Below are 19,320 nucleotides of genomic sequence, written 5' to 3' on the forward strand. Positions count from 1 at the left end.
GGCCTTTCTTCATCAGCGGCGGGCGCGCCAGAAGGCGGCGAAGCGGCGCAGCACCCTGGCTGGGCGGGAATTATGGCGTCCGGGCGTGCCCTTGCGCAAGCGCTGCCACCAGGCGCGGCGGGTGCGGCCCAGCGCGGCCGACAGGCGGCTAACGCGGCGCCACGGGCGCGTGGCGCGCAGGCGGGCGATCCAGCGGTCCTTGGTTTCCATAAATAAACCGTGCCAGCGGGCGAACCACGGCAAACTGAGCAGGGTAGGGCGCGTCAGCGAATACAGGCGGGCGACGGCGGCCGCACCGCCCAGCTTGGCGATGACGATCACGCCGATGCCGGAAAACGCATGGCCGCGCGCGATCGCCAGCAGGGCCAGCAGCTTGACGGGAAACAGCAGCACGGCCGGCAGCACGAAGATGGCCAGCGCCCAGTACGGCGGCAGGCGCTTGATCCACGCTTCCAGCGCATGCAGGGGCGGAAACTGCGACACCACCTGCATGATGCGCGCGCCCGTCGCCCACAGCCATTCCTCGATCAGCAGGCAGATGGCGGCCAGGTAGACCAGCGGCGCGAACAGCCAGCGCCTGACTCTGTAGAATTTTTTCATCCGTCTCCGTGTGGCGCCCCGGTATGGTTGCCATGGCCTCGATGATACGATAAATCGGTGTGTCCGGCAGTCCTTGACGGGGCTACAATAGGCGGATGAATAAAGCCTTTGTAAAAGAATCCGACAACGACGACGATGAAGAGGCGGCGGCGCTGGCGCTGGCCATTCCCGCCGGTGCCAAGAACTACATCACGCCGGCCGGCTACCAGCGCATCAAGGAAGAGCTGCTGCAACTGATCGACGTCGACCGTCCGGAAGTGGTGCGCATCGTCCATTGGGCGGCGTCGAATGGCGACCGCTCGGAAAATGGCGACTATATCTACGGCAAGCGCCGGCTGCGCGAAATCGACCGCCGCATCCGCTTCCTCACGAAGCGCATGGACCTGGCCGCCATCGTCGATCCCAGCGTGCACCATGGCAACGACCAGGTATTCTTCGGCGCCACGGTTACCTACCGCACCAGCGACGGCGAAACGCATACCATCACCATCGTCGGCATCGACGAATTCGACCCCTGAACGGCAAGATCAGCTGGGTCTCCCCCATGGCCCGCACCATCACCAAGGCGCGCGAGGGCGACGTGATCACCCTCAATACGCCGCAGGGCGAGCAGGAGCTGGAATTGCTGGAAGTGACGTATCCGGCGCCGGGGGAGGGGTAAGCTTGCGGTGACGCAGGGCGCCAGAGGCGCGCGCTGGCACACTGATCATTCAGTTGGTATCAGGAGTTGCCATGCCCCGTCGCCTTCGGCTCGTCTGGCCCGGCGTTCCGCTGCATGTGGTGCAGCGTGGAGTGAATCGCCAAGCATGCTTTCTTGATGGGCAGGATAAACAGCGCTATCTTGACTATCTGCGTAATTGTTTGGAGCTTGCGCCATGCCATGTGCATGCATATGTGCTGATGAATAATCATGTGCATCTATTGCTTTCCACGCAAAGCGCAACGTCCCTGTCGTCGCTGATGAAAATGCTGAACCAGCGTTATGTGCAGTATTTCAACTGGCGTTATGGCCGCACCGGCAGTTTGTGGGAAGGCCGCTACAAATCTTGCCTGGTGCAGGGCGAGCGTTATTTATTGATTTGCCAGCGCTATATCGAACTTAACCCTGTCAGGGCCGGTATCGTGGCATTGCCTGGTCAATATTGCTGGTCCAGTTATCGAAGCAATGCGCAGGGCGTGCATGATGATCTGCTGTCTCCGCATTCTTTATATATGCAACTTGGATGTGATGTGCTTGAGCGGCAAAAGACATACCAATCGTTATTTCAGTATGAATTTAGGCGAGCATTGCATCGGACAGCTGCGAGAAGCAGTCAATGCTGAATTTGCGGTGGGTGATCAGGCGTTTTTACGACGCGTTGCGGAAGTGAACCGGTAGCCCGCAGCGGAAAACTGGGGTCAGTCGCTTCGCGATCGGAATACGTCCCATTGGGACGTATTTCCCCGGCGGGTCTGACCCCAGCCCTTTGCCAACAATTTTAATTGCGTTCGCGCAAGATGCGGTTCACGCCGGCCACTCTGCGCACGTTGCGCAGCAGGGCGGCCAGGTGGACGCGGTCTTTCACTTGCACGGTGAAGCGCAGCTGGTCGAGCACGTTGTCCTTGTCTTCGTCCATGCCCACATAGATGATGTTGGCGTCGGACTCGCCGATTTCAGCGGCGACTCTGGCCAAAATGCCCCGTTCGCTGTTGATCAAGACCTTGATGCGGCAATCGAAGCGGCGGTTCAGTTCGGTTCCCCAGCGCACGGCGATCCAGCGGTCCGGTTCCTTGGCGCGCTGGCGTTTCGCTTGCGAGCAGTCGCTCGTGTGCACGAGCAAGCCCTGGTCGCGGCGCAGCTGGCCGATGATCTGGTCGCCGGGAATCGGCAGGCAGCATGGCGCCAGTTGCACCGAGACGCCTTCGCTGCCGCAGATGGTGACGGGGTCCAGTTCGCTGCCGCTGTTGTGTTCCACCGGCATGCTGGCCGCTTCGCCGCCGATCAAGCCGAAGATGTGGCGTGCCACCAGCGTGGCCATGCGCTTGCCGATGCCGATGTCCGCGTACAGCTCGTCCATGGAATTGGCGCTCGATTCGTTGAGCAGGCGTTCGACCAATGGCGCTTGCAGGTCGGCGTCGATGTTCAGGGTGTGCAGCGCCTGCGACAGCAATTGCTGGCCCAGGGCGATCGATTCGGGCAGGTTGATCGTGCGCAGATGGTGGCGGATGGCCGAACGGGCCTTGCCGGTGCGCACGAACGACAGCCATGTCGGGCTGGGGCGCGACGAGGAATCGGTGATGATCTCGACGATGTCGCCATTGTGCAGTTCGGTGCGCAAGGGCGAGGTTTCGTTGTTGATTTTCACGGCCACGGTCTGGTCGCCGATGCCCGTGTGGATCGAATAGGCAAAGTCGATGGCCGTGGCGCCGCGCGGCAGGGCGATGATCTTCGACTTCGGCGTAAACACGTAGACGGAATCGGGGAACAGGTCGACCTTGACGTGTTCGAGGAATTCGGCCGAGTCGCCCGTCTGCTGCTGGATGTCGAGCAGTGATTGCAACCACGCATGCGTGCGCTGCTGCAGGTCGGACGGGTTCGATTCGCCGCTCTTGTACAGCCAGTGCGCCGCCACGCCCGATTCGGCCGTGCGGTGCATTTCCTGCGTGCGGATCTGGAATTCCACGGGCGTGCCGTACGGGCCGATGACGGTCGTGTGCAGCGACTGGTAGCCGTTCAGCTTGCGGATCGCGATGTAATCCTTGAACTTGCCCGGCATGGGCTTGTACAGGCTGTGCAGGGTGCCCAGGGTCACGTAACAGTCGGCAAAGCTGCCCACCACCACGCGGAAACCGTACACGTCCAGCACTTGCGAGAACGACAAATGCTTGCTGCGCATCTTTTTATAGATGTCGTACAGGGTCTTTTCGCGGCCCGTGACGTCGGCCTCGAGTTCGGCCATGGACAAGGTGCTTTTCACTGCTTCCATGATCTTGTTGACCACTTCGCGCCGGTTGCCGCGCGCCGCCTTGACGGCTTTCGCCAGGGTGCGGTAGCGCATCGGATACAGGTGCGAGAACGACAGGTCCTGCAGCTCGTGGTAGATGTTGTTCAGGCCGAGGCGGTGCGCGATCGGCACGTACACTTCCATGGTCTCGCTGGCGATGCGGCGTTTTTTCGCCGCCGTCATGAAATCCAGGGTGCGCATATTGTGCAGGCGGTCGGCCAGCTTGATCAGGATGACGCGCACGTCGGACGCCATGGCCAGCAGCATCTTGCGGAAGTTTTCCGCCTGCGCTTCGATCTGGCTCTGGAATTCGATCTTTTCCAGCTTCGACAGGCCGTCGACCAGGTGCGCTACCGGAGCGCCGAAGCGCTCGATCAATTCTTCCTTCTTGACGTCCTGGTCTTCCATGACGTCATGCAGCAGGGCGGCCATGATGGCTTGCGCGTCGAGCTTCCAGTCGGCGCAGATTTCGGCGACGGCGATCGGATGCGAGATATACGGCTCGCCCGAGCGGCGCATCTGGCCCAGGTGCATTTCGTCGGAGAAGCGGTAGGCTTCCTTGACTTTTTCAGGTCGGCGGGAGACAGGTATTCGGCCAGCTTGTCGGCCAGGTGGCTGACGGAGGCCACGCCGAGGGCGGGCGCTGGCGGTACTGCGGGGGTGTTGCCGCCGGACGTGCCGGCTCCGGGCGCGGAAGCGCCCTGCGATTTTGCCGCCTGGCGCGGGGCCAGGGACGGCAGTGCTGCGGAAGTCGTGTCGGCTGGGGTCAGACTCATAAAACGTCGCGTTGCTTCACAGTGTGAATAAAGGATACGGTAGAACCAGGGGTCAGCACTGTTCCGGCACGCGGGTTCCCACTTACATCGGGACCTTTTTCAGCATTTCGATGCCGACTTTACCGGCAGCGATTTCGCGCAGTGCGACGACGGTAGGCTTGTCCTTGGCTTCCACCTTGGGGGTGTGGCCTTGCAGCAACTGACGTGCGCGATAGGTCGCAGCCAGGGTCAGCTGGAAACGGTTAGGGATCTGCTTCAGGCAATCTTCGATTGTGATACGGGCCATAGTAACTCCTAAAATTTTTGCGTGGTGCTGTGTGAACTGGCGTGCCGTTGCAGCGTTTTTACTCTGCGTGCAGGCCCAGCTGGGCGAATAGCGATGCGTTGCGGGCCGCTTGTTGCGCAAACCGGCAACGGGCCGCTCTCACGATCGCGCTCAGTTCGGACAAAGCGACCGTAAACTCTTCATTGATAATAACATACTCGAACTCGGGAGCGTGTGCGATTTCGCCGCCGGCCGCCAGCAGGCGGCGCGTGATCACGTGCGGCTCGTCCTGGCCGCGCTTGTTCAAGCGTTCTTCCAGTGCGTCGATCGATGGCGGCAGGATGAAAATGCCGGCCGCGCGGGGGAATTGCTTGCGCACCTGGCGCGCGCCCTGCCAGTCGATTTCCAGCAGGATATCGGTGCCGGCCAGCATTTGCTGTTCCACCATGATGCGCGAAGTGCCGTAGTAATTGCCATGCACTTCCGCCCATTCCAGGAATTCGCCCTGGTCGGCGCGCGCGACAAAGTCTTCCGCCGTCGTGAAATAGTACTCGCGGCCATGCTGCTCGCCCGGACGGGGCGCGCGGGTGGTGGTCGAGATCGACAATTTGATGCCGGGCTCTTGCGCCAGCAATGCATTGACCAGTGTCGATTTGCCGGCGCCCGATGGCGCGGCGACCACGAACAGGCTGCCGGAGAAGGCGGTAGGGTGGCTCATGCGGATCTTTCCATATGCGTGTGATGGCGGCGTGTGCGCTTGCATGGGCGCCGCCCAATTCGGTATTTTACCAAGAGGCAAGGCGGCGAGCCAGCCCCGCGATGCGCCTGGCCGCCGCGCCTGCGCATATTTTGCTTGTTATCTTGAGGAAATAGTTATTTAATTTGGAATGCTTTTTCTTGATAACTATTTTATCGACAGGATGCGCGCATGAAAAATTTCCCGTTCCTCAGTGTTGCCCAGGCCATGCTGTTGCTGCGCGTGGCCATCGCCGTGATGTTCATGGCGCACGCCGTCACGCGCATCGCCAACGGCACCATTCCCCGTTTTGCCGGTTTCCTGGAAGACAAGGGATTTATCTATGGCCTGGCCGTGGTGTGGGCGATTACCGCCGTCGAGATCGTTTGCGGCAGTTTGCTCATCGCCGGCAAATACATGCGCTGGGCGGCGGCCGGACTGATGCTGATCTGCATCGGCGGCATCGTCATCGTACATGCGGCCAAGGGCTGGTTCGTGGGCGAGCATGGCGCCGGCGGCGTCGAATACAGCATCGTGCTGTTTGTCGCCTGCGTCGTCATCGCCGCCAGCGACAGGGGCGCGCCGCAACGCGCCTGGCCTGAGATCGGAGCGCTTACTCCAGGTTCTGCACCTGTTCGCGCATCTGCTCAATCAGCAGCTTCAAGTCCATCGAGGCATCGGCCAACTCCTTGACGGAGGCCTTGGCGCCCAAGGTATTGGCTTCACGGTTGAGTTCCTGCATCATGAAGTCGAGGCGCTTGCCCACTTGGCCGCCCTTGGCGAGGATGTGGCGCGTTTCGCCCAGGTGGGCCGACAGGCGCGCCAGTTCTTCCGATACGTCGATGCGGATGCCGTACAGGATCACTTCCTGGCGGATGCGCTCCATGGCGTCCTGGCGCGACAGGGCCGAATTCGAGCCCTGGCTGGCCAGGCCCAGCGCATCCTGCATGCGCTCGATGGCTTTTTGCTGGAAGGCCGCCACCACTTGCGGAATCAAGGGGGTGATGCGCTTGACGATGGCTTCCATCGCTTCGATACGCGACACCAGCACCGCTTCGAGCGCGGCGCCTTCGCGCTTGCGGCTGTCGACGAAGGCGGCCACGGTGCGCTTGGTCAGCGCGCCCACGTCCGCCTGCAGCGACTCCTGTCCCACTTGCGCTTCTTCGATGACGCCAGGCCAGCGCAGCAGTTCAGCCACCGTCATGACGGGGGCGGAGACAAAATGCTGGCCCACTTCGTTTTGCAGGCGCGCCAGTTCGGCCAGCAGGGGCACGTTCAGCGCCTGCGTGCCGGCGGTCGCAGCCTTGCGGCCAAAGCTCAGGCGTACCTCGACTTTGCCGCGCGTGATGGCGGACATGACGGCGGCGCGCAAGTCGGGCTCCAGGGCCCGCAGATCGTCGTTGATCCGGAATTGCAGGTCGAGAAAGCGCGAGTTGACGCTCTTGATTTCAATTGTCAGTGTGCCTGCAGCACCTTCGCTGGTGGCAACCGCGTAGCCTGTCATGCTTGAAATGCTCAAAGGATTCCCCGATTTGATCTTGTATACAGTCACTTATACACTTAATCAGCCAGCGCAGGCAATACCGCCCGCGCCGCAAAACAGGACCGAAGTGCCCGATGGCCTGAAAATTGCTGAATAGTGTGCGTTTTACGGCATTGTAAAGAAAATTGTGTTTGGCTGGGCAGGATTGTAGGGATCATGTGTGCACCGCCCGCCATTGGGTCCGGCGCTGTTGCATGACTGCAAATAGACGGGCGCACGGTGGTAGAATCGCTGCCGCAACCCCAATCACACAGGACATCCCCATGACATTCGAATCCCGCCCGAGCGGCCGCGCCGTCGACGCGCTGCGCGCCATCCGCATCACCCGCCAGTACACCAAGCATGCCGAAGGCTCGGTGCTGATCGAGTGCGGCGACACCAAGGTCATCTGCACCGCCAGCATCGAAGACAAGGTGCCGGGTTTCCTGAAGGGCAAGGGCCAGGGCTGGTTGACGGCCGAGTACGGCATGCTGCCGCGCTCGACGCATACGCGCATGGACCGCGAAGCGGCGCGCGGCAAGCAGTCCGGCCGCACGCAGGAAATCCAGCGCCTGATCGGCCGCTCGCTGCGCGCCGCCTTCGATCTGCAGGCGTTCGGCGAACGCACCCTGCACCTCGATTGCGACGTGATCCAGGCCGACGGCGGCACGCGCACGGCCTCGATCACGGGCGCCATGGTGGCCGCATATGATGCGTTTTCCCAGCTGCAGGCGCGCGGCGCGATCGCCGCCATCCCCGTGAAAAGCTTCGTCGCCGCCATCTCGGTGGGCGTCTACCAGGGCATGCCGGTGCTGGATCTGGACTACGTCGAAGACTCCGGCTGCGACACGGACATGAACGTGGTGATGACGGAAGCGGGCCACTTCATCGAAGTGCAGGGCACGGCCGAAGGCGCGGCATTCGACCGCGCCGGCATGAATCGCCTGCTGGACCTGGCGCAGGGCGGCATCGCCGACCTGATCGCCCTGCAAAAGCAAGCTCTCGGCATGTAATCTTTACCTGGATTTACATGTCATTGCCCGCCGCGCCGGGCAAAAAGCCCACACCTGCCGCCGTTGAGCGCGGCGGCGGGCGAAGGTGAGGGGAGCGCAAAAGGTTTACAATGTCGGCACTTCAACCGGACTACTGACATGACCCAACGCCTCATCCTCGCCTCCAACAACGCCGGCAAGCTCAAGGAATTCAACGAGCTGCTCTCGACCATCGGTTTTTCCGTCCACGCCCAGGGCGAGTACGACGTACCGGAAAGCGACGAACCGTTCCACACCTTCGTTGAAAACGCCCTGCAAAAGGCGCGCCACGCGTCGCGCCTGACGGGCTTGCCGGCGCTGGCCGACGATTCCGGCGTATGCGTCAATGCGCTGGGCGGCGCGCCGGGCGTGTACTCGGCCCGCTATGCGGGCGAGCCGAAATCGGACGCGGCCAACAGCGCCAGGCTGATCGCCGACCTTGAGGCGCATGCCGACAAGTCCGCGTATTACTACTGCGTGCTGGTGTACGTGCGCCATGCGGACGACCCGCAGCCCGTGATCGCCGACGGCCGCTGGAATGGCGAAATGGTCCAGGCGCCGCGCGGCAACGGCGGCTTCGGCTACGACCCGCATTTCTTCATTCCCGCGCTGGGCAAGTGCGCGGCCGAACTGACGTCCGATGAAAAGAACGCGCTGTCGCACCGCGGCCAGGCCCTGCGCGCGCTGGTGGAAAAGCTGCGATGATCCCGATCAAACTGGTGGGCGCCGTTGCCAAGTCCGCAGCCAGGCCCGGAGCCGCCCCCGCGCCGCAGGAAGGCCTTTCCGGCGCGGCCGGGGCGGCCCTGAAGTACCTGCAGCCGGGCGCGCTGAACCTGACGGCGCTGCCGCCGCTGTCGCTGTACATCCATTTCCCGTGGTGCGTGAAAAAATGCCCGTATTGCGACTTCAATTCGCACGAGGTGCGCGGCGACTTGCCGGAAGCCGAATACCTGGCTGCCTTGCGGCTGGACCTGGAAATGGCTCTGCCGCTGATCTGGGGTCGCAAGATCCACACGATTTTCATCGGCGGCGGCACGCCCAGCCTGATGTCGGCGGCGGGCCTGGACCGGCTGATGTCGGACGTGCGCACCCTGCTGCCATTGGAGCCCGATTGCGAAATCACCATGGAAGCCAATCCGGGCACCTTCGAGGCGGAAAAATTCAAGTCTTACCGGGCCAGCGGCATCAACCGTTTGTCGGTCGGCATCCAGAGCTTCAATGGCCGCCACCTGCAGGCGCTGGGGCGCATCCATGACGACAGCGAGGCGCGCCGCGCGGTGGAGATCGCGCACGCCAACTTCGACAATTTCAACCTCGACCTGATGTACGCGCTGCCCACGCAAACGCTGGCAGAGGCGCGGCAGGACCTGGAAACGGCGCTGTCGTTCGCGCCGCCGCACCTGTCGCTGTACCACCTGACGCTGGAACCGAACACCCTGTTCGCCAAGTATCCGCCCGTGCTGCCGGACGACGACGAGAGCGCCGACATCGCCGACATGGTGGCCGCGCGCGCCGCGCAGGCGGGCTACGGCCGCTACGAAGTGTCGGCGTATGCGCAGCCGGGCCGCCAGGCACGCCACAACCGCAATTACTGGGAATTTGGCGATTATCTCGGCATCGGCGCGGGCGCGCACTCGAAGATTTCGTTCCCGCACCGCGTGCTGCGCCAGGCCCGCTACAAGCAGCCGCGCGCCTACATGGATGCGGTACTGGCCGGCAATCCGGTGCAGGAAGAGCGCGAACTGGCGCGCGAGGAAATGGGCTTTGAGTTCATGCTCAATACCTTGCGCCTGACGCAGGGCTTTGCGCCGAACCTGTTCGCCGAGCGCACGGGCCTGGCCCTCAACGCCATCGAGCAGCCGCTGAATGCGGCCGAAGCGAAAGGCTTGCTGTACCGCGATCACCAGCTCATCCGTCCGACGGAACGGGGATTGTGCTTCCTGAACGACCTGCAGCAGATGTTCCTGGAAGATTAATGCGTGGTGACGGCACGCAGGCGCTGCAGCTTGGCCGCATACAGAGTATGGTCGCCGCGCGTGGTGCTGTTGTTCATCGCCAGTTCCAGCTGCTTGCCGGCCTGCTCCATCTGGCCCAGGCGCGCATAGGCTTGCGCCAGCCAGAAGTGGAATTCGTGGTAGTACGGGTCGCGCGCGATTTCGCGTGAAAACAGCTGTATCGCCTGGACGTAATCGTTGCGCTGCATGGCCGCCTTGCCCAGGTTGAAGTAGTGGAAGGGCGGCTGCGGCTGCAGCGCCAGCAGGCGCCGGCGCAGCGGCAGTGCTTCTTCGGGCAGGCCGGATGCTTCCAGCACCTGCGCCAGGTTCGACAGCAGCACCGTGTTGTCCGGCGCGCGCGTCAGCGCATGGGCGAAAGTGCGTCGCGCTTGCGCCAGGTCGCCATGGCGGAACTGGATCACGCCCAGGGTGTTGTAGGCGCCGCTGAACGAGGGGTCTTGCAGCAGCGCTGCCCGGGCCCACCAGTACGCCTGGTTCAGCTGGCCCTCGCTCATGGTTTCGGCGGCGCGGTTGTTCATGTACATGGCGCGCACGGTCGCTTCGTCGAGTTCTCGCGTGCGGTAGCCGCCCATTTCCGCGGACGGCAGGAAATCGATCACCATCATGCCCTTGGCATCGTACCTGCCGGATTTGTCGTCCAGCCGCTGGCCCAGTACCAGGTTGACGTGTCCGGCGACAAAATACATGTCGCCGCTGCGGCTCCAGCTTTCTTCACCGAGCACCTCCTGGTAGCGCACCTGCAAGCCCATTTCATGTGCCAGCGCCGCCGTCATGATCACCAGCGACAGGCAGTTGCCCTGACGCGCGGCGAACGTTTCGCGCGCATTGCGGGTCATGGCCGCATCGTACTCGAGTTTCAGCCTGCTCTTGTCGTACAGGGCGTCATACAGGGCCGCGCGGTCATTCTTGTTGCGCGCTTCGCGCCGCACTTGCGTGCGCACATACTGGCGCATGGTCTCGTCGATGGCAAAGACCTGGCTGGCGTCGATGGCGGCGGCGGGCGCGAAATCGCTGTCGTTGAAGATGGGGGGCAGGCTGACGGGCGGTGCTACGCTGCAGGCCGCCAAAGCGCCGCAGAGCAGGGCGGCGCCCAGGCGCTTGAAGCAAGGGGCGAAAACAAGATAGGGGCGCATGGTCTCTCCCTGGAGGCGCCGGCTGTCTCATGTCGCGGTGGCGCGCCAGTCCCACCTGAAACCAGTATCGGCGCGCCGGCCGCCGCTGTCAAATACTTTCAGCGGCCCGCGGCGGGCGTATCGGCGGCGGCGATCATCGCGCTTAAAACTCCTCCCAGTCCTGCTCGCCGGCGATGTGCGATGGCGTTTTGTGCGCCGCGGCGCCGGCTGTCTTGGGGGCCGCCGGCTTGTCGGCCGTGGCCTTGCCGGCTGCGGCCAGGGATGGGCGTGGCGCGAGTTTTTCGTGGTGACAATGGCGGCCTTGGCCGGCCGCGCGGCGCGCACCGGCGCCGCCGTGGCCACGTGCTCGAGCTGGAAGCCTGCCGCCACCTGCGCCAGGCGCGCCGCCTGGTCCTGCATGCTTTCGGCTGCCGCTGCCGCTTCTTCCACCAGGGCCGCATTTTGCTGCGTCACCTGGTCCATCTGCGCGATGGCCTGGTTGACCTGGTCGATGCCCATGCTTTGCTCGGCGCTGGCGGCCGTGATCTCGGCCATGATGTCGGTGACGCGGCGCACGCTGTCGACCACTTCGCCCATGGTGCTGCCGGCCTGCTGCACCAGCCGCGTGCCGTTGTTGACCTGTTCCACCGAGTCGCCGATCAGGGTCTTGATTTCGCGCGCCGCTGCGGCCGAGCGCTGCGCCAGGCTGCGCACTTCCGTGGCAACGACGGCAAAGCCGCGCCCCTGCTCGCCGGCGCGCGCCGCTTCGACGGCTGCGTTCAAGGCCAGGATATTCGTCTGGAAGGCGATGCCGTCGATGACGCCGATGATGTCGACGATTTTCGTCGACGCCGTATCGATGGCGCCCATGGTGTCGACCACCTGGCTGACGATGCTGCCGCCCCGTTCGGCCACGCCGGAGGCGGCCACCGCCATCTGGTTGGCCTGGCGCGCATTGTCCGCATTCTGCTTCACGGTGCTGGTCAGTTCCTCCATCGACGATGCCGTCTCTTCCAGCGAACTGGCCTGCTGTTCCGTGCGCGCCGACAGATCCTGGTTGCCGGCGGCGATTTCGCCCGATGCCGTGGCGATCGCATTGGTGCCCGTCTGTACTTCCGACACCACCTTGCGCAGCGCCTCGTTCATGCCGTGCAGCGCCCGCATCAGGTCGCCGATTTCATCGCTGGCAGGCGTGCCGAAATGCGTGCGCAAGTCGCCGTCGGCCACCGTTTCGGCCACCTTCACGGCGGCCTTCAACGGCTGCGTGATCGAGCGCGTAATCAGCCAGGCGCAGACGCTGCCCAGCGCCACCACCAGCGCGCACAAGGTCAGCAGCAGTGTGAAGCTGCGCCCGTTGGCTGCCTCGATCGCTTGCGCCGTCGTGTCGATGGCCTGGCGCTGCTGCGACAGCAGGGCCTTGACGTTGTTCTGGTACTTGGCGGCGGCCGGCGCGAAGCTGTCGCGGTAGGCGCTTTCCGCCTGCGCCGCGTTACCGGCCTTGCGCGCATTCATCACCAGGGTCTTGGCATCCTGGTACTTGACGCGTTCGGCGATGGACGCCTTGAAGATGGCCTTTTCCTCGTCGCTGTCGAGCAGCGTCTCGATTTTCTTCAGCAGTTCGCCGCCCTGTTTGGTGCTGTCGGCGATGGTCTCGGCAAACACGTTCGACAGCGTTTCATCCGTGCTCCTGGCGATCATCGAGGTGCGTGCGATGGCCGAGTAAATCAGCACGTACCAGTCCGATACGAGGCGTTCCTTGGCCAGCGGCTTTTCCATCATTTGCCGCGTCGCTTCGGCATTCACGTGGGCGCTGTACAGCGCGTACGAGGTGGAAATCACGGACAGCAGCAGCACCAGCGCGAAACCTGCAGCCAGGCGCGTGCCGATACGGAGGTGGGAGAGGGCGTGCATGGTCGGAACTCCTGTCGCAGAGGGATTAAAGATTGCCTGTGCGACATAGTATGCACTGATAAGTAACCAAGAAGCGAGGGAAAAGCGCGCTTGTCTTTGCGCCTGTTGCAGCCACGCCCGTGCTACAGCTCGCCCGCCTGGCGCAGGTCCGGCCGCTCGGCCCAGCGGGCGAAGGCGGCCGCCATGCGCTCGCTTTCCGCGATGGCGCGGCGCCAGTCGCGCATGCGCGCCGCATGGTCCTGGCCGTAATGGGAGAAGTCGCGCCGGTCCGGCAATTTGCCGTTGGGCAGGCTGGCCACGAAGCCGGGCGAGGGCGAGACGAGGATCATGTTGTCGAGTGCGCTATCGCCGCTGCGCGCGCGGCGCCAGGGCATGGCCTTGTCCAGCCAGCCCGGCACGATATGGTCGGCGAAGTGCGGGTACAGCACCAGGTCCGGTTCGCGCTGGTAGGGCAGGTGCAGATGATAGTCGACCAGGCCGCCGTCCCAGTAGCGCCCGGGCGGCGCGCCGGCGATGTCCGTGACCGCGTCGAGCACCAGCGGAATGGAGCCGGAGGCCAGCAGCGCGTCGCGCAGGTTGTCTTGCGCCAGCGGCACGAAATGCGAATGAAAGGCGTCGAAGCGCGAGCGCAGCCAGCTGGCGCCGTCCGGCCCGGCATGGAACACCGCGCGTTCCAGCGAGGCGGCCAGCCGCGCGCGCGCCACGGCGTTGCCGGCGGCGGCCAGCACGAAGCCGCGCCGGTCGCGCCATTTGCCTGGCTGCGCCAGCGCGCCGATGCCGCGCACGGCCAGCACCGACAGGCTGTGCTGCGCATGCCGCAGCAGCTGCGCGTCCTGGCCATCGAGGACGGCGTCGAGCAGGGCGCGGCAGGTGCGGCTCACGTGCGCCGCGGCGGGCTTGTCGGGATAGCGCTGGCCCACGTATTCGCGCACCAGGCGGCGCTGCGCGGCCACCGGATCGGGAAACACGGCGGCGGCCATGCGCCAGGCGCCGATCGAGGCGCCGACGAACTGGCGCGGGCGCGGCGCTTGCCGCAGGAAGTCGCCGAACAGCCAGCAATCGAGCTGGTGCAGGATCAAGCCTTTCGGCCCGCCCGCGGCGGCAGGCACGATGGCGACGTCAAGCGCGCGCAAGCCGTGGTCGGCGATGCGGGCGCGGGCGCGGCGGCCCAGGCGGATGGTGATCGGTGATTGCATGAGTAGTCGCTGGCGGCCTGTAGCCAGGTATTTTACCGCCAGCGCGGCGTCACGACACAGATGCGCGCGTGATGGTCGCATTGTTAGCATTAATAAATTTCTTTCAGGCAACCATTCTCTTGAGAAATGTTGCATAATATTGGACGTTGAATTTTTGGCATGTGCCAAGGATTCCTTATGTCTTGCTTTTTTATTGGAATCGTATGCAACTGAATCACGCTTTTGTTCTGACCCTGATCGCCGCTTCGCTCGCCGCTTGCGGTGGCGGTTCTTCTTCCCCATCCGACACGGCGGTTGCCGTGAATACGGCCAAGCCTGCCGATCCGGTGGCGCCGGTCGTACCCGTCGTACCCGTCGTACCCGTCGTGCCAAAGGCCACCGGCGACAACACGGGCGCCGTCAGCGCGCGCTTTGTCAAGGGCGACAGCGCCCGCTTTGTCTTTACCGCAATCGGCTTGCAGAGCAGCGGCAAGGCCGGCACGCTGGTGCAGGATGCGTCGGGCGCGCTGAGCGACATCAACGGCATCGTCTTCACCGGCAATCCGGCCGTGACGCGCGAAATCAGCGGCGACGCTGCCTTTGCGCAGGGCCGCTGGTTCAAGGGGACGTTTACCAACGCCTTTGGCGCTACCAGCCTGACTGGCAATAACGCCAGCGCCCATTACGTTGCCTACAATGCCCTCGCTGCGCTGCCAGCCAGCGGCACGCCGACCTGCGATGCGGGCACGTTCACGGCGCCTGCCTACACGGGTGGCGCCAACGTGTCCTCGGATGCCAATTTCGGCACGGCCAGCGGCACGGCCAGCGTGTCGTTCGATGCCTCCGGCGCCAAGGTTGTACTGGCCATCGACGCCAGCGCCGGCGGCAGCACGGGCAAGGTGAGTGCGTCGACCAGCATGGCGTCGGCGGCGTCGAGCAGCATCACCGGCGGCTACCTGTCGAACGGCACTGGCGCGCAGCTGATGCTGGGCGACGGCGGCGCTGGCCGCTACCTGCTGATCGCGGCCTACAAGGCGCAGCTGGCGAATGGCGCCAATTACCAGGGCGTGGCCACCTTCCGCTGCTCCTGATGACGCCTGACGGCACCTGCTGCGCGTCGTGATTTGCGGCCGCTCGCAATGGTGCTGTCAGTCGCCTTGGGGCAATGAGGACGACTAAAATAAAAAAGCGGCGCCGTGCAATGCACGAACGCCGCTTTTTTTACGCGTGCCGGAATTAACGCAGCGCCGCGATCATCTGTTTCAGCTTGCCTGAATCGACGCAGAAGGCGCGGATGCCTTCGGCCAGTTTTTCCGTCGCCATCGCGTCTTCATTCATCATGAAGCGGAAGGCTTCCTCGTTCAGCGACATCTGCACGATGTTGGTCGATGGCGCCGCTTCGGCGCTCAGCTTGCGCTCCACGGGCGCATCGCTGTCGGCCAGCTTTTGCAGCAGGTCGGGGCTGATGGTGAGCAGGTCGCAGCCGGCCAGTTCGAGGATTTGCGAGGTGTTGCGGAAGCTCGCGCCCATTACCTCGGTCTTGTAGCCGAACTTGCGGTAGTAATTGTAGATGCGGCGTACCGATTGCACGCCCGGGTCTTCCGCGCCCACATAGTCGATGCCCGTCGATTTCTTGTACCAGTCGTAGATGCGGCCGACGAACGGGGAAATGAGCTGCGCGCCCGCTTCGGCGCAGGCGATGGCCTGGGCCAGCGAGAACAGCAGGGTCATGTTGCAGCGGATGCCTTCCTTTTCCAGGATGGCGGCGGCGCGGATGCCTTCCAGGTGGAGGCGATCTTGATCAGCACGCGCTCGCGTGGAATGCCGGCGTTCGAATACAGGGCGATCAGGTCGCGGCCCTTGGCGACCGTGCCTTCCGTGTCGAACGACAGGCGCGCATCGACTTCGGTGGAGACGCGGCCGGGGATGGTTTGCAGGATTTCCACGCCAAACGCAATCAGCAGGCGGTCGATGATCTCGGCGGTCGAGGCGTTCGGATGGTCGCGCACGGCCTTTTCCAGCAGCGGCTTGTATTCATCCTTCTGCACGGCCTTCAGGATCAGCGACGGATTCGTCGTCGCGTCGCGCGGCGTGTAGGCCTGGATCGATTGGAAGTCGCCGGTGTCGGCCACCACGGTAGTAAATTGCTTCAGTTGTTCGAGTTGGTTCATGGCTGCACGGGAAAGAGTGAAGGGGCTTGCCGAAGTATTGTACCGAATCCATCGCAGGTGGGACCCACTATTGTCTTGTCTGTGCATTACTTGTTCAATTGAATCTTGCTTTTTTAAGAACTCGCGCATAATTGCCTGGACTTGTTTAATTTGCACATTGTTTTTATAAGCAATATGCGATGCCACACTCCAGATGAAGAGCATCTTTTGACACAAGATATCGTTAGCATGGTAGGCGCCTTCAACGGCGCGACACGTCTGTATGCACTGTCCATCGGCAAGGATGACCAGGACAGCGGCCTGCTGGTCGAAGCCTTTGCCGCCGACGAACGGCTGCAGGAAGTCGGCGCGCGCGACATCATCGCCTTGTCCACCAGCGCCCATGTCGCGCTGGCGTCCCTGCTGGGCCAGCCGGCCAGCCTGCATGTCAGCCTGGCCGACGGCACGCGCACGTCCTTTTCCGGCTACATCAGCGCCGCCGCCATGCTGGGCAGCAATGGCGGACTGGCGCGCTACCGGCTGCGCATCACGCCGTGGCTGTGGCTGCTGACGCAGACCCGTAACAGCCGCGTCTGGCAAGACAAGTCCGTGATCGAGATCGTCGAGTCCGTGTTCCAGTCTTATGCCCCGGCGGCGCGGTGGCGCTGGAGCGACGAAGTCGCGTCGTTCATGCAGGCAGCGGGCGAACGCAGCTATTGCTGCCAGTATCGCGAATCGGACTATGATTTCGTGCGCCGCCTGCTGACGGAAGAAGGGCTGGCCTGGCGGTTTGATGGTCAGACCTTGCTCGTCTTTGCCGACAGCAGCCAGGCTTGCGCCACACCCGAGGACGCCAGCAGCGCGCAAGGCGGCGGGCTGCGTTTTCATGGCGCGCGCGTCGGCGAGCCGGGCGACACGATGCAGGCCTTGCGCGCGCGGCGCAGCCTGCACGTCGGGCTGAGTAGCGTGCTCAGCTACGATTACAAGGCGAAGAAGGCGGTCGCCGCCAGCGTGCCGACGAATATGGTGCTTGGCGGCAAGAACGCGCCGCTGCTGGAAAGCTACGATACGCCGGGCCAGTACTGGTATGCGAATGGCGCCCAGGCGCAGCGCTACGCGCAGCTGCGGATGCAGGCCCACGAAGCGCGCGCCCAGCTGTGGCAAGCCCGTTCGACCGTGCGCACCCTGCGCGCCGGCACGCGTTTTACCCTGACGCAGGGACCGTTGCCGCCAGCCGACGGTGCTGCGCCCGAGTATGTCGTGCTGCGCGTGGCCAGCATCGGCGTCAACAACCTGCCGCTGCCGGCGCTGGAAGGACTGGCGGAACTGTTCGGCCCGCTGCCGGAATTGCTGGAAGAAACCGTGGCACAGTGGGGTGCGGGCTTTCCCGATGTCGCCGCCGCGATCGCCCAGGCGCAAGCCAGCGGCTACGCCAACTGCATCGAAATGATCGATGCTGGCACGCCATGGCGTCCGCTGCACGATGGCAACGAGGCGCGCCAGCATGCCACGCCGACCGCGCCGGGCAGCCAGAGCGCCATCGTCGTCGGCGCCGACGGCAACGACGTGGCCAGCGGCGCCGATGAGATTTACTGCGACAGGCTGGGCCGGGTGCGCATCCGCTTTCACTGGCAGCGGGAGACGGGCGCGACCTGCTGGGTGCGCGTCGCGCAACGGGCGGCCGGCGGCGGCATGGGTAGCCAGTTTTTGCCGCGCATCGGCCAGGAAGTGCTGGTGCAATTCCTGGAAAACGATATCGACCGGCCTGTCATCGTCGGCGCCCTGTACAACGGCCAGGGCGAGGGCGGCAGCGTACCGACGCCGGGCGGCGCGGCGCGCGAACCAGGCGACGCCGGCGTGTTCGCGCCGGCGCACGACCATGGCGTATCGGCGCAGGGCAATGTGGCGGGCGGCAACAGTCCGCTGTGGCATGGCGCCGCGGGCAGCAGCGCGGCGCATCGGAATGCCAGCGCGCAATGGGGCATCCGCAGCAAGGAATTCGGCAAGGCGGGCGGCATGGCCGGCTACAACCAGCTGCTGTTCGACGACACCGACCAGCAGGGACGCATCCAGCTGAAAAGCAGCCATGCGGCCAGCGAACTGAACCTGGGTCATCTGCTCCACGGCGCCGACAACTACCGGGGCAGCCTGCGCGGCGCCGGCGCCGAGCTGCGCACCGATGCGTATGGCGCGCTGCGCGCCAGGGCGGGCTTGCTGGTGAGCAGCTATGTGCTCCGGCACGAGGCCGCGCAACGCGATCCGGCCGGCGACAATGCCGGCGGCGTCGCGCTGATGAAACAGGCGGTGCTGCTGGGCGAAACGTTCAGCCAGGCTGCCGCCACGCACCAGACGGTGGCCTACGCCAGCCATGTCGGCGCCAGCGCGCCGAATGCCAGCGAACTCGACGACCAGGCGGCGCCCTTGAAAACGTTGCTGGCCAGCGTTTCCGGCATGCATGAACAGCTGCCGCACACAAAGGACGCCATCATCGCGATTGCCGCCAGGGCCGGACTGGGCGTTGTCGCGGGGCAGGATATGCAACTGGCCAGCGGCGAAACCGTCACCATGATGAGCGGTCAGGATACCCAATTCACCGGTGGCGGCCAGTGGCGCGTGCACGCGGGCCAGGCCATCGGCGTGCTGGGCGGCGTGGTCAAGGCGGGCGAGAACGATATCGGCCTGCAGATGATTGCCGCGTGTCAATCTATCGACGTGCAGGCGCAGGCCGACGTGCTCAACGTGCAGGCGCGCGAAGAGGTCAACGTCATCAGCGCCAACGCGCATGTGGACTGGGCGGCGGCGAAAAGCATCCGCCTGTCGACGGCGGGCGGCGCGAATATCACCATCGAAGGTGGCAATATCACGATCCAGTGCCCGGGCAAGATTACGGTGCATGCGGGCAAGAAGAGTTGTATCGGGCCGACACGGCTCGCTTATCCATTGCCCGCGCTGCCTGCCAGCGTGTGCAAGGCTTGTCTGCTGGCGGCGTTGCGTAGCGGTAGTCCGTTTATCGCGCCCACGGCGGCCTAGAAAAGGAATCCTG

At 64.1% G+C, this 19,320-nt stretch carries 14 protein-coding genes and 3 pseudogenes; 8 read left to right on the forward strand and 9 right to left on the reverse strand.

The features are described 5' to 3' along the window. Window positions 1-12: 12 nt before the first annotated feature. Complete coding sequence (locus tag ACRHIG_RS09985) at window positions 13-600, reverse strand: hypothetical protein (RefSeq protein ID WP_489630067.1); 588 nt, start codon at window positions 598-600, stop codon at window positions 13-15. A gap of 95 nt (window positions 601-695) precedes the next feature. Here ACRHIG_RS09985 and greB point away from each other — a divergent pair. Both greB and ACRHIG_RS09995 read left to right on the forward strand, forming a co-directional pair. Beyond that, window positions 696-1,261 (forward strand): annotated as a pseudogene (gene greB, locus ACRHIG_RS09990) (transcription elongation factor GreB). 71 nt (window positions 1,262-1,332) lie between these two features. Beyond that, window positions 1,333-1,923: a transposase gene (locus ACRHIG_RS09995; RefSeq protein ID WP_489630068.1), complete on the forward strand. Its 591-nt coding sequence runs from the start codon at window positions 1,333-1,335 to the stop codon at window positions 1,921-1,923. A gap of 155 nt (window positions 1,924-2,078) precedes the next feature. On the opposite strand, the pseudogene ACRHIG_RS10000 reads toward ACRHIG_RS09995, so the two are convergent. From ACRHIG_RS10000 to gmk, 3 genes and pseudogenes are all read right to left on the reverse strand, one after another. Continuing rightward, window positions 2,079-4,360: pseudogene (locus tag ACRHIG_RS10000) on the reverse strand (RelA/SpoT family protein). An 82-nt stretch (window positions 4,361-4,442) separates the two neighbouring features. Further along, window positions 4,443-4,646 (reverse strand): DNA-directed RNA polymerase subunit omega, encoded by a 204-nt coding sequence (gene rpoZ / locus ACRHIG_RS10005; protein ID WP_010400723.1) that lies wholly within the window; start codon window positions 4,644-4,646, stop codon window positions 4,443-4,445. A 58-nt stretch (window positions 4,647-4,704) separates the two neighbouring features. After that, window positions 4,705-5,343, reverse strand: coding sequence for a guanylate kinase (gmk, locus tag ACRHIG_RS10010; protein WP_077407781.1), 639 nt, complete (start codon window positions 5,341-5,343; stop codon window positions 4,705-4,707). A 210-nt stretch (window positions 5,344-5,553) separates the two neighbouring features. Between gmk and ACRHIG_RS10015 the strand changes: the two genes are divergently transcribed. Next, on the forward strand, window positions 5,554-6,054 hold the full coding sequence (locus ACRHIG_RS10015; RefSeq protein ID WP_489630069.1) for a DoxX family protein: 501 nt from the start codon (window positions 5,554-5,556) through the stop codon (window positions 6,052-6,054). On the opposite strand, the gene ACRHIG_RS10020 is transcribed toward ACRHIG_RS10015, so the two are convergent. Further along, window positions 5,975-6,865, reverse strand: a complete 891-nt coding sequence (locus tag ACRHIG_RS10020) for a YicC/YloC family endoribonuclease (protein WP_326456708.1) — start codon at window positions 6,863-6,865, stop codon at window positions 5,975-5,977. The two genes, ACRHIG_RS10015 and ACRHIG_RS10020, sit on opposite strands and share 80 nt — an antisense overlap. A 302-nt stretch (window positions 6,866-7,167) precedes the next feature. Here ACRHIG_RS10020 and rph point away from each other — a divergent pair, with 302 nt between their 5' ends. From rph to hemW, 3 genes are all read left to right on the forward strand, one after another. Continuing rightward, window positions 7,168-7,896, forward strand: coding sequence for a ribonuclease PH (gene rph / locus ACRHIG_RS10025; protein WP_046685905.1), 729 nt, complete (start codon window positions 7,168-7,170; stop codon window positions 7,894-7,896). A gap of 138 nt (window positions 7,897-8,034) precedes the next feature. Then, the gene (rdgB, locus tag ACRHIG_RS10030; RefSeq protein ID WP_489630070.1) at window positions 8,035-8,619 is read left to right on the forward strand and encodes an RdgB/HAM1 family non-canonical purine NTP pyrophosphatase; all 585 of its coding nucleotides are present in this window, start codon (window positions 8,035-8,037) and stop codon (window positions 8,617-8,619) included. Continuing rightward, a complete protein-coding gene (gene hemW, locus ACRHIG_RS10035; protein ID WP_489630071.1) occupies window positions 8,616-9,890 on the forward strand; it encodes a radical SAM family heme chaperone HemW in 1,275 nt (424 codons plus the stop codon). The genes rdgB and hemW overlap by 4 nt, the downstream gene beginning before the upstream one ends. Here hemW and ACRHIG_RS10040 read toward each other — a convergent pair. The 3 genes from ACRHIG_RS10040 to ACRHIG_RS10050 form a co-directional block, all read right to left on the reverse strand. Continuing rightward, window positions 9,887-11,062 carry a tetratricopeptide repeat protein gene (locus ACRHIG_RS10040; protein WP_489630072.1) on the reverse strand — a complete coding sequence of 392 codons (1,176 nt, stop codon included), beginning with the start codon at window positions 11,060-11,062 and terminating at the stop codon, window positions 9,887-9,889. The two genes, hemW and ACRHIG_RS10040, sit on opposite strands and share 4 nt — an antisense overlap. A gap of 27 nt (window positions 11,063-11,089) precedes the next feature. Then, window positions 11,090-12,952 (reverse strand): methyl-accepting chemotaxis protein, encoded by a 1,863-nt coding sequence (locus ACRHIG_RS10045; RefSeq protein WP_489630073.1) that lies wholly within the window; start codon window positions 12,950-12,952, stop codon window positions 11,090-11,092. Window positions 12,953-13,074: 122 nt separating this feature from the next. Then, window positions 13,075-14,148, reverse strand: a complete 1,074-nt coding sequence (locus ACRHIG_RS10050) for a patatin-like phospholipase family protein (protein ID WP_475416860.1) — start codon at window positions 14,146-14,148, stop codon at window positions 13,075-13,077. Between the two features lie 203 nt (window positions 14,149-14,351). Between ACRHIG_RS10050 and ACRHIG_RS10055 the strand changes: the two genes are divergently transcribed. After that, window positions 14,352-15,218 (forward strand): hypothetical protein, encoded by an 867-nt coding sequence (locus tag ACRHIG_RS10055; protein WP_489630074.1) that lies wholly within the window; start codon window positions 14,352-14,354, stop codon window positions 15,216-15,218. 145 nt (window positions 15,219-15,363) lie between these two features. Here the strand turns inward: ACRHIG_RS10055 and tal are convergent. Continuing rightward, a pseudogene (gene tal, locus ACRHIG_RS10060) lies at window positions 15,364-16,298 on the reverse strand (transaldolase). Window positions 16,299-16,526: 228 nt separating this feature from the next. Here tal and ACRHIG_RS10065 point away from each other — a divergent pair. Next, a complete protein-coding gene (locus ACRHIG_RS10065) occupies window positions 16,527-19,307 on the forward strand; it encodes a type VI secretion system Vgr family protein (protein WP_489630785.1) in 2,781 nt (926 codons plus the stop codon). Window positions 19,308-19,320: the final 13 nt, after the last annotated feature.

This window comes from Janthinobacterium sp. C22, from assembly GCF_057919405.1.

What these genes read in the sequence shown, in the direction of transcription:
- ACRHIG_RS09985 (WP_489630067.1), bottom strand. Translation starts at nt 600, where the DNA reads ATGAAAAAATTCTACAGAGTCAGGCGCTGGCTGTTCGCGCCGCTGGTC.
- ACRHIG_RS09995 (WP_489630068.1), top strand. Translation starts at nt 1,333, where the DNA reads ATGCCCCGTCGCCTTCGGCTCGTCTGGCCCGGCGTTCCGCTGCATGTG.
- rpoZ (WP_010400723.1), bottom strand. Translation starts at nt 4,646, where the DNA reads ATGGCCCGTATCACAATCGAAGATTGCCTGAAGCAGATCCCTAACCGT.
- gmk (WP_077407781.1), bottom strand. Translation starts at nt 5,343, where the DNA reads ATGAGCCACCCTACCGCCTTCTCCGGCAGCCTGTTCGTGGTCGCCGCG.
- ACRHIG_RS10015 (WP_489630069.1), top strand. Translation starts at nt 5,554, where the DNA reads ATGAAAAATTTCCCGTTCCTCAGTGTTGCCCAGGCCATGCTGTTGCTG.
- ACRHIG_RS10020 (WP_326456708.1), bottom strand. Translation starts at nt 6,865, where the DNA reads ATGACAGGCTACGCGGTTGCCACCAGCGAAGGTGCTGCAGGCACACTG.
- rph (WP_046685905.1), top strand. Translation starts at nt 7,168, where the DNA reads ATGACATTCGAATCCCGCCCGAGCGGCCGCGCCGTCGACGCGCTGCGC.
- rdgB (WP_489630070.1), top strand. Translation starts at nt 8,035, where the DNA reads ATGACCCAACGCCTCATCCTCGCCTCCAACAACGCCGGCAAGCTCAAG.
- hemW (WP_489630071.1), top strand. Translation starts at nt 8,616, where the DNA reads ATGATCCCGATCAAACTGGTGGGCGCCGTTGCCAAGTCCGCAGCCAGG.
- ACRHIG_RS10040 (WP_489630072.1), bottom strand. Translation starts at nt 11,062, where the DNA reads ATGCGCCCCTATCTTGTTTTCGCCCCTTGCTTCAAGCGCCTGGGCGCC.
- ACRHIG_RS10045 (WP_489630073.1), bottom strand. Translation starts at nt 12,952, where the DNA reads ATGCACGCCCTCTCCCACCTCCGTATCGGCACGCGCCTGGCTGCAGGT.
- ACRHIG_RS10050 (WP_475416860.1), bottom strand. Translation starts at nt 14,148, where the DNA reads ATGCAATCACCGATCACCATCCGCCTGGGCCGCCGCGCCCGCGCCCGC.
- ACRHIG_RS10055 (WP_489630074.1), top strand. Translation starts at nt 14,352, where the DNA reads ATGCAACTGAATCACGCTTTTGTTCTGACCCTGATCGCCGCTTCGCTC.
- ACRHIG_RS10065 (WP_489630785.1), top strand. Translation starts at nt 16,527, where the DNA reads ATGGTAGGCGCCTTCAACGGCGCGACACGTCTGTATGCACTGTCCATC.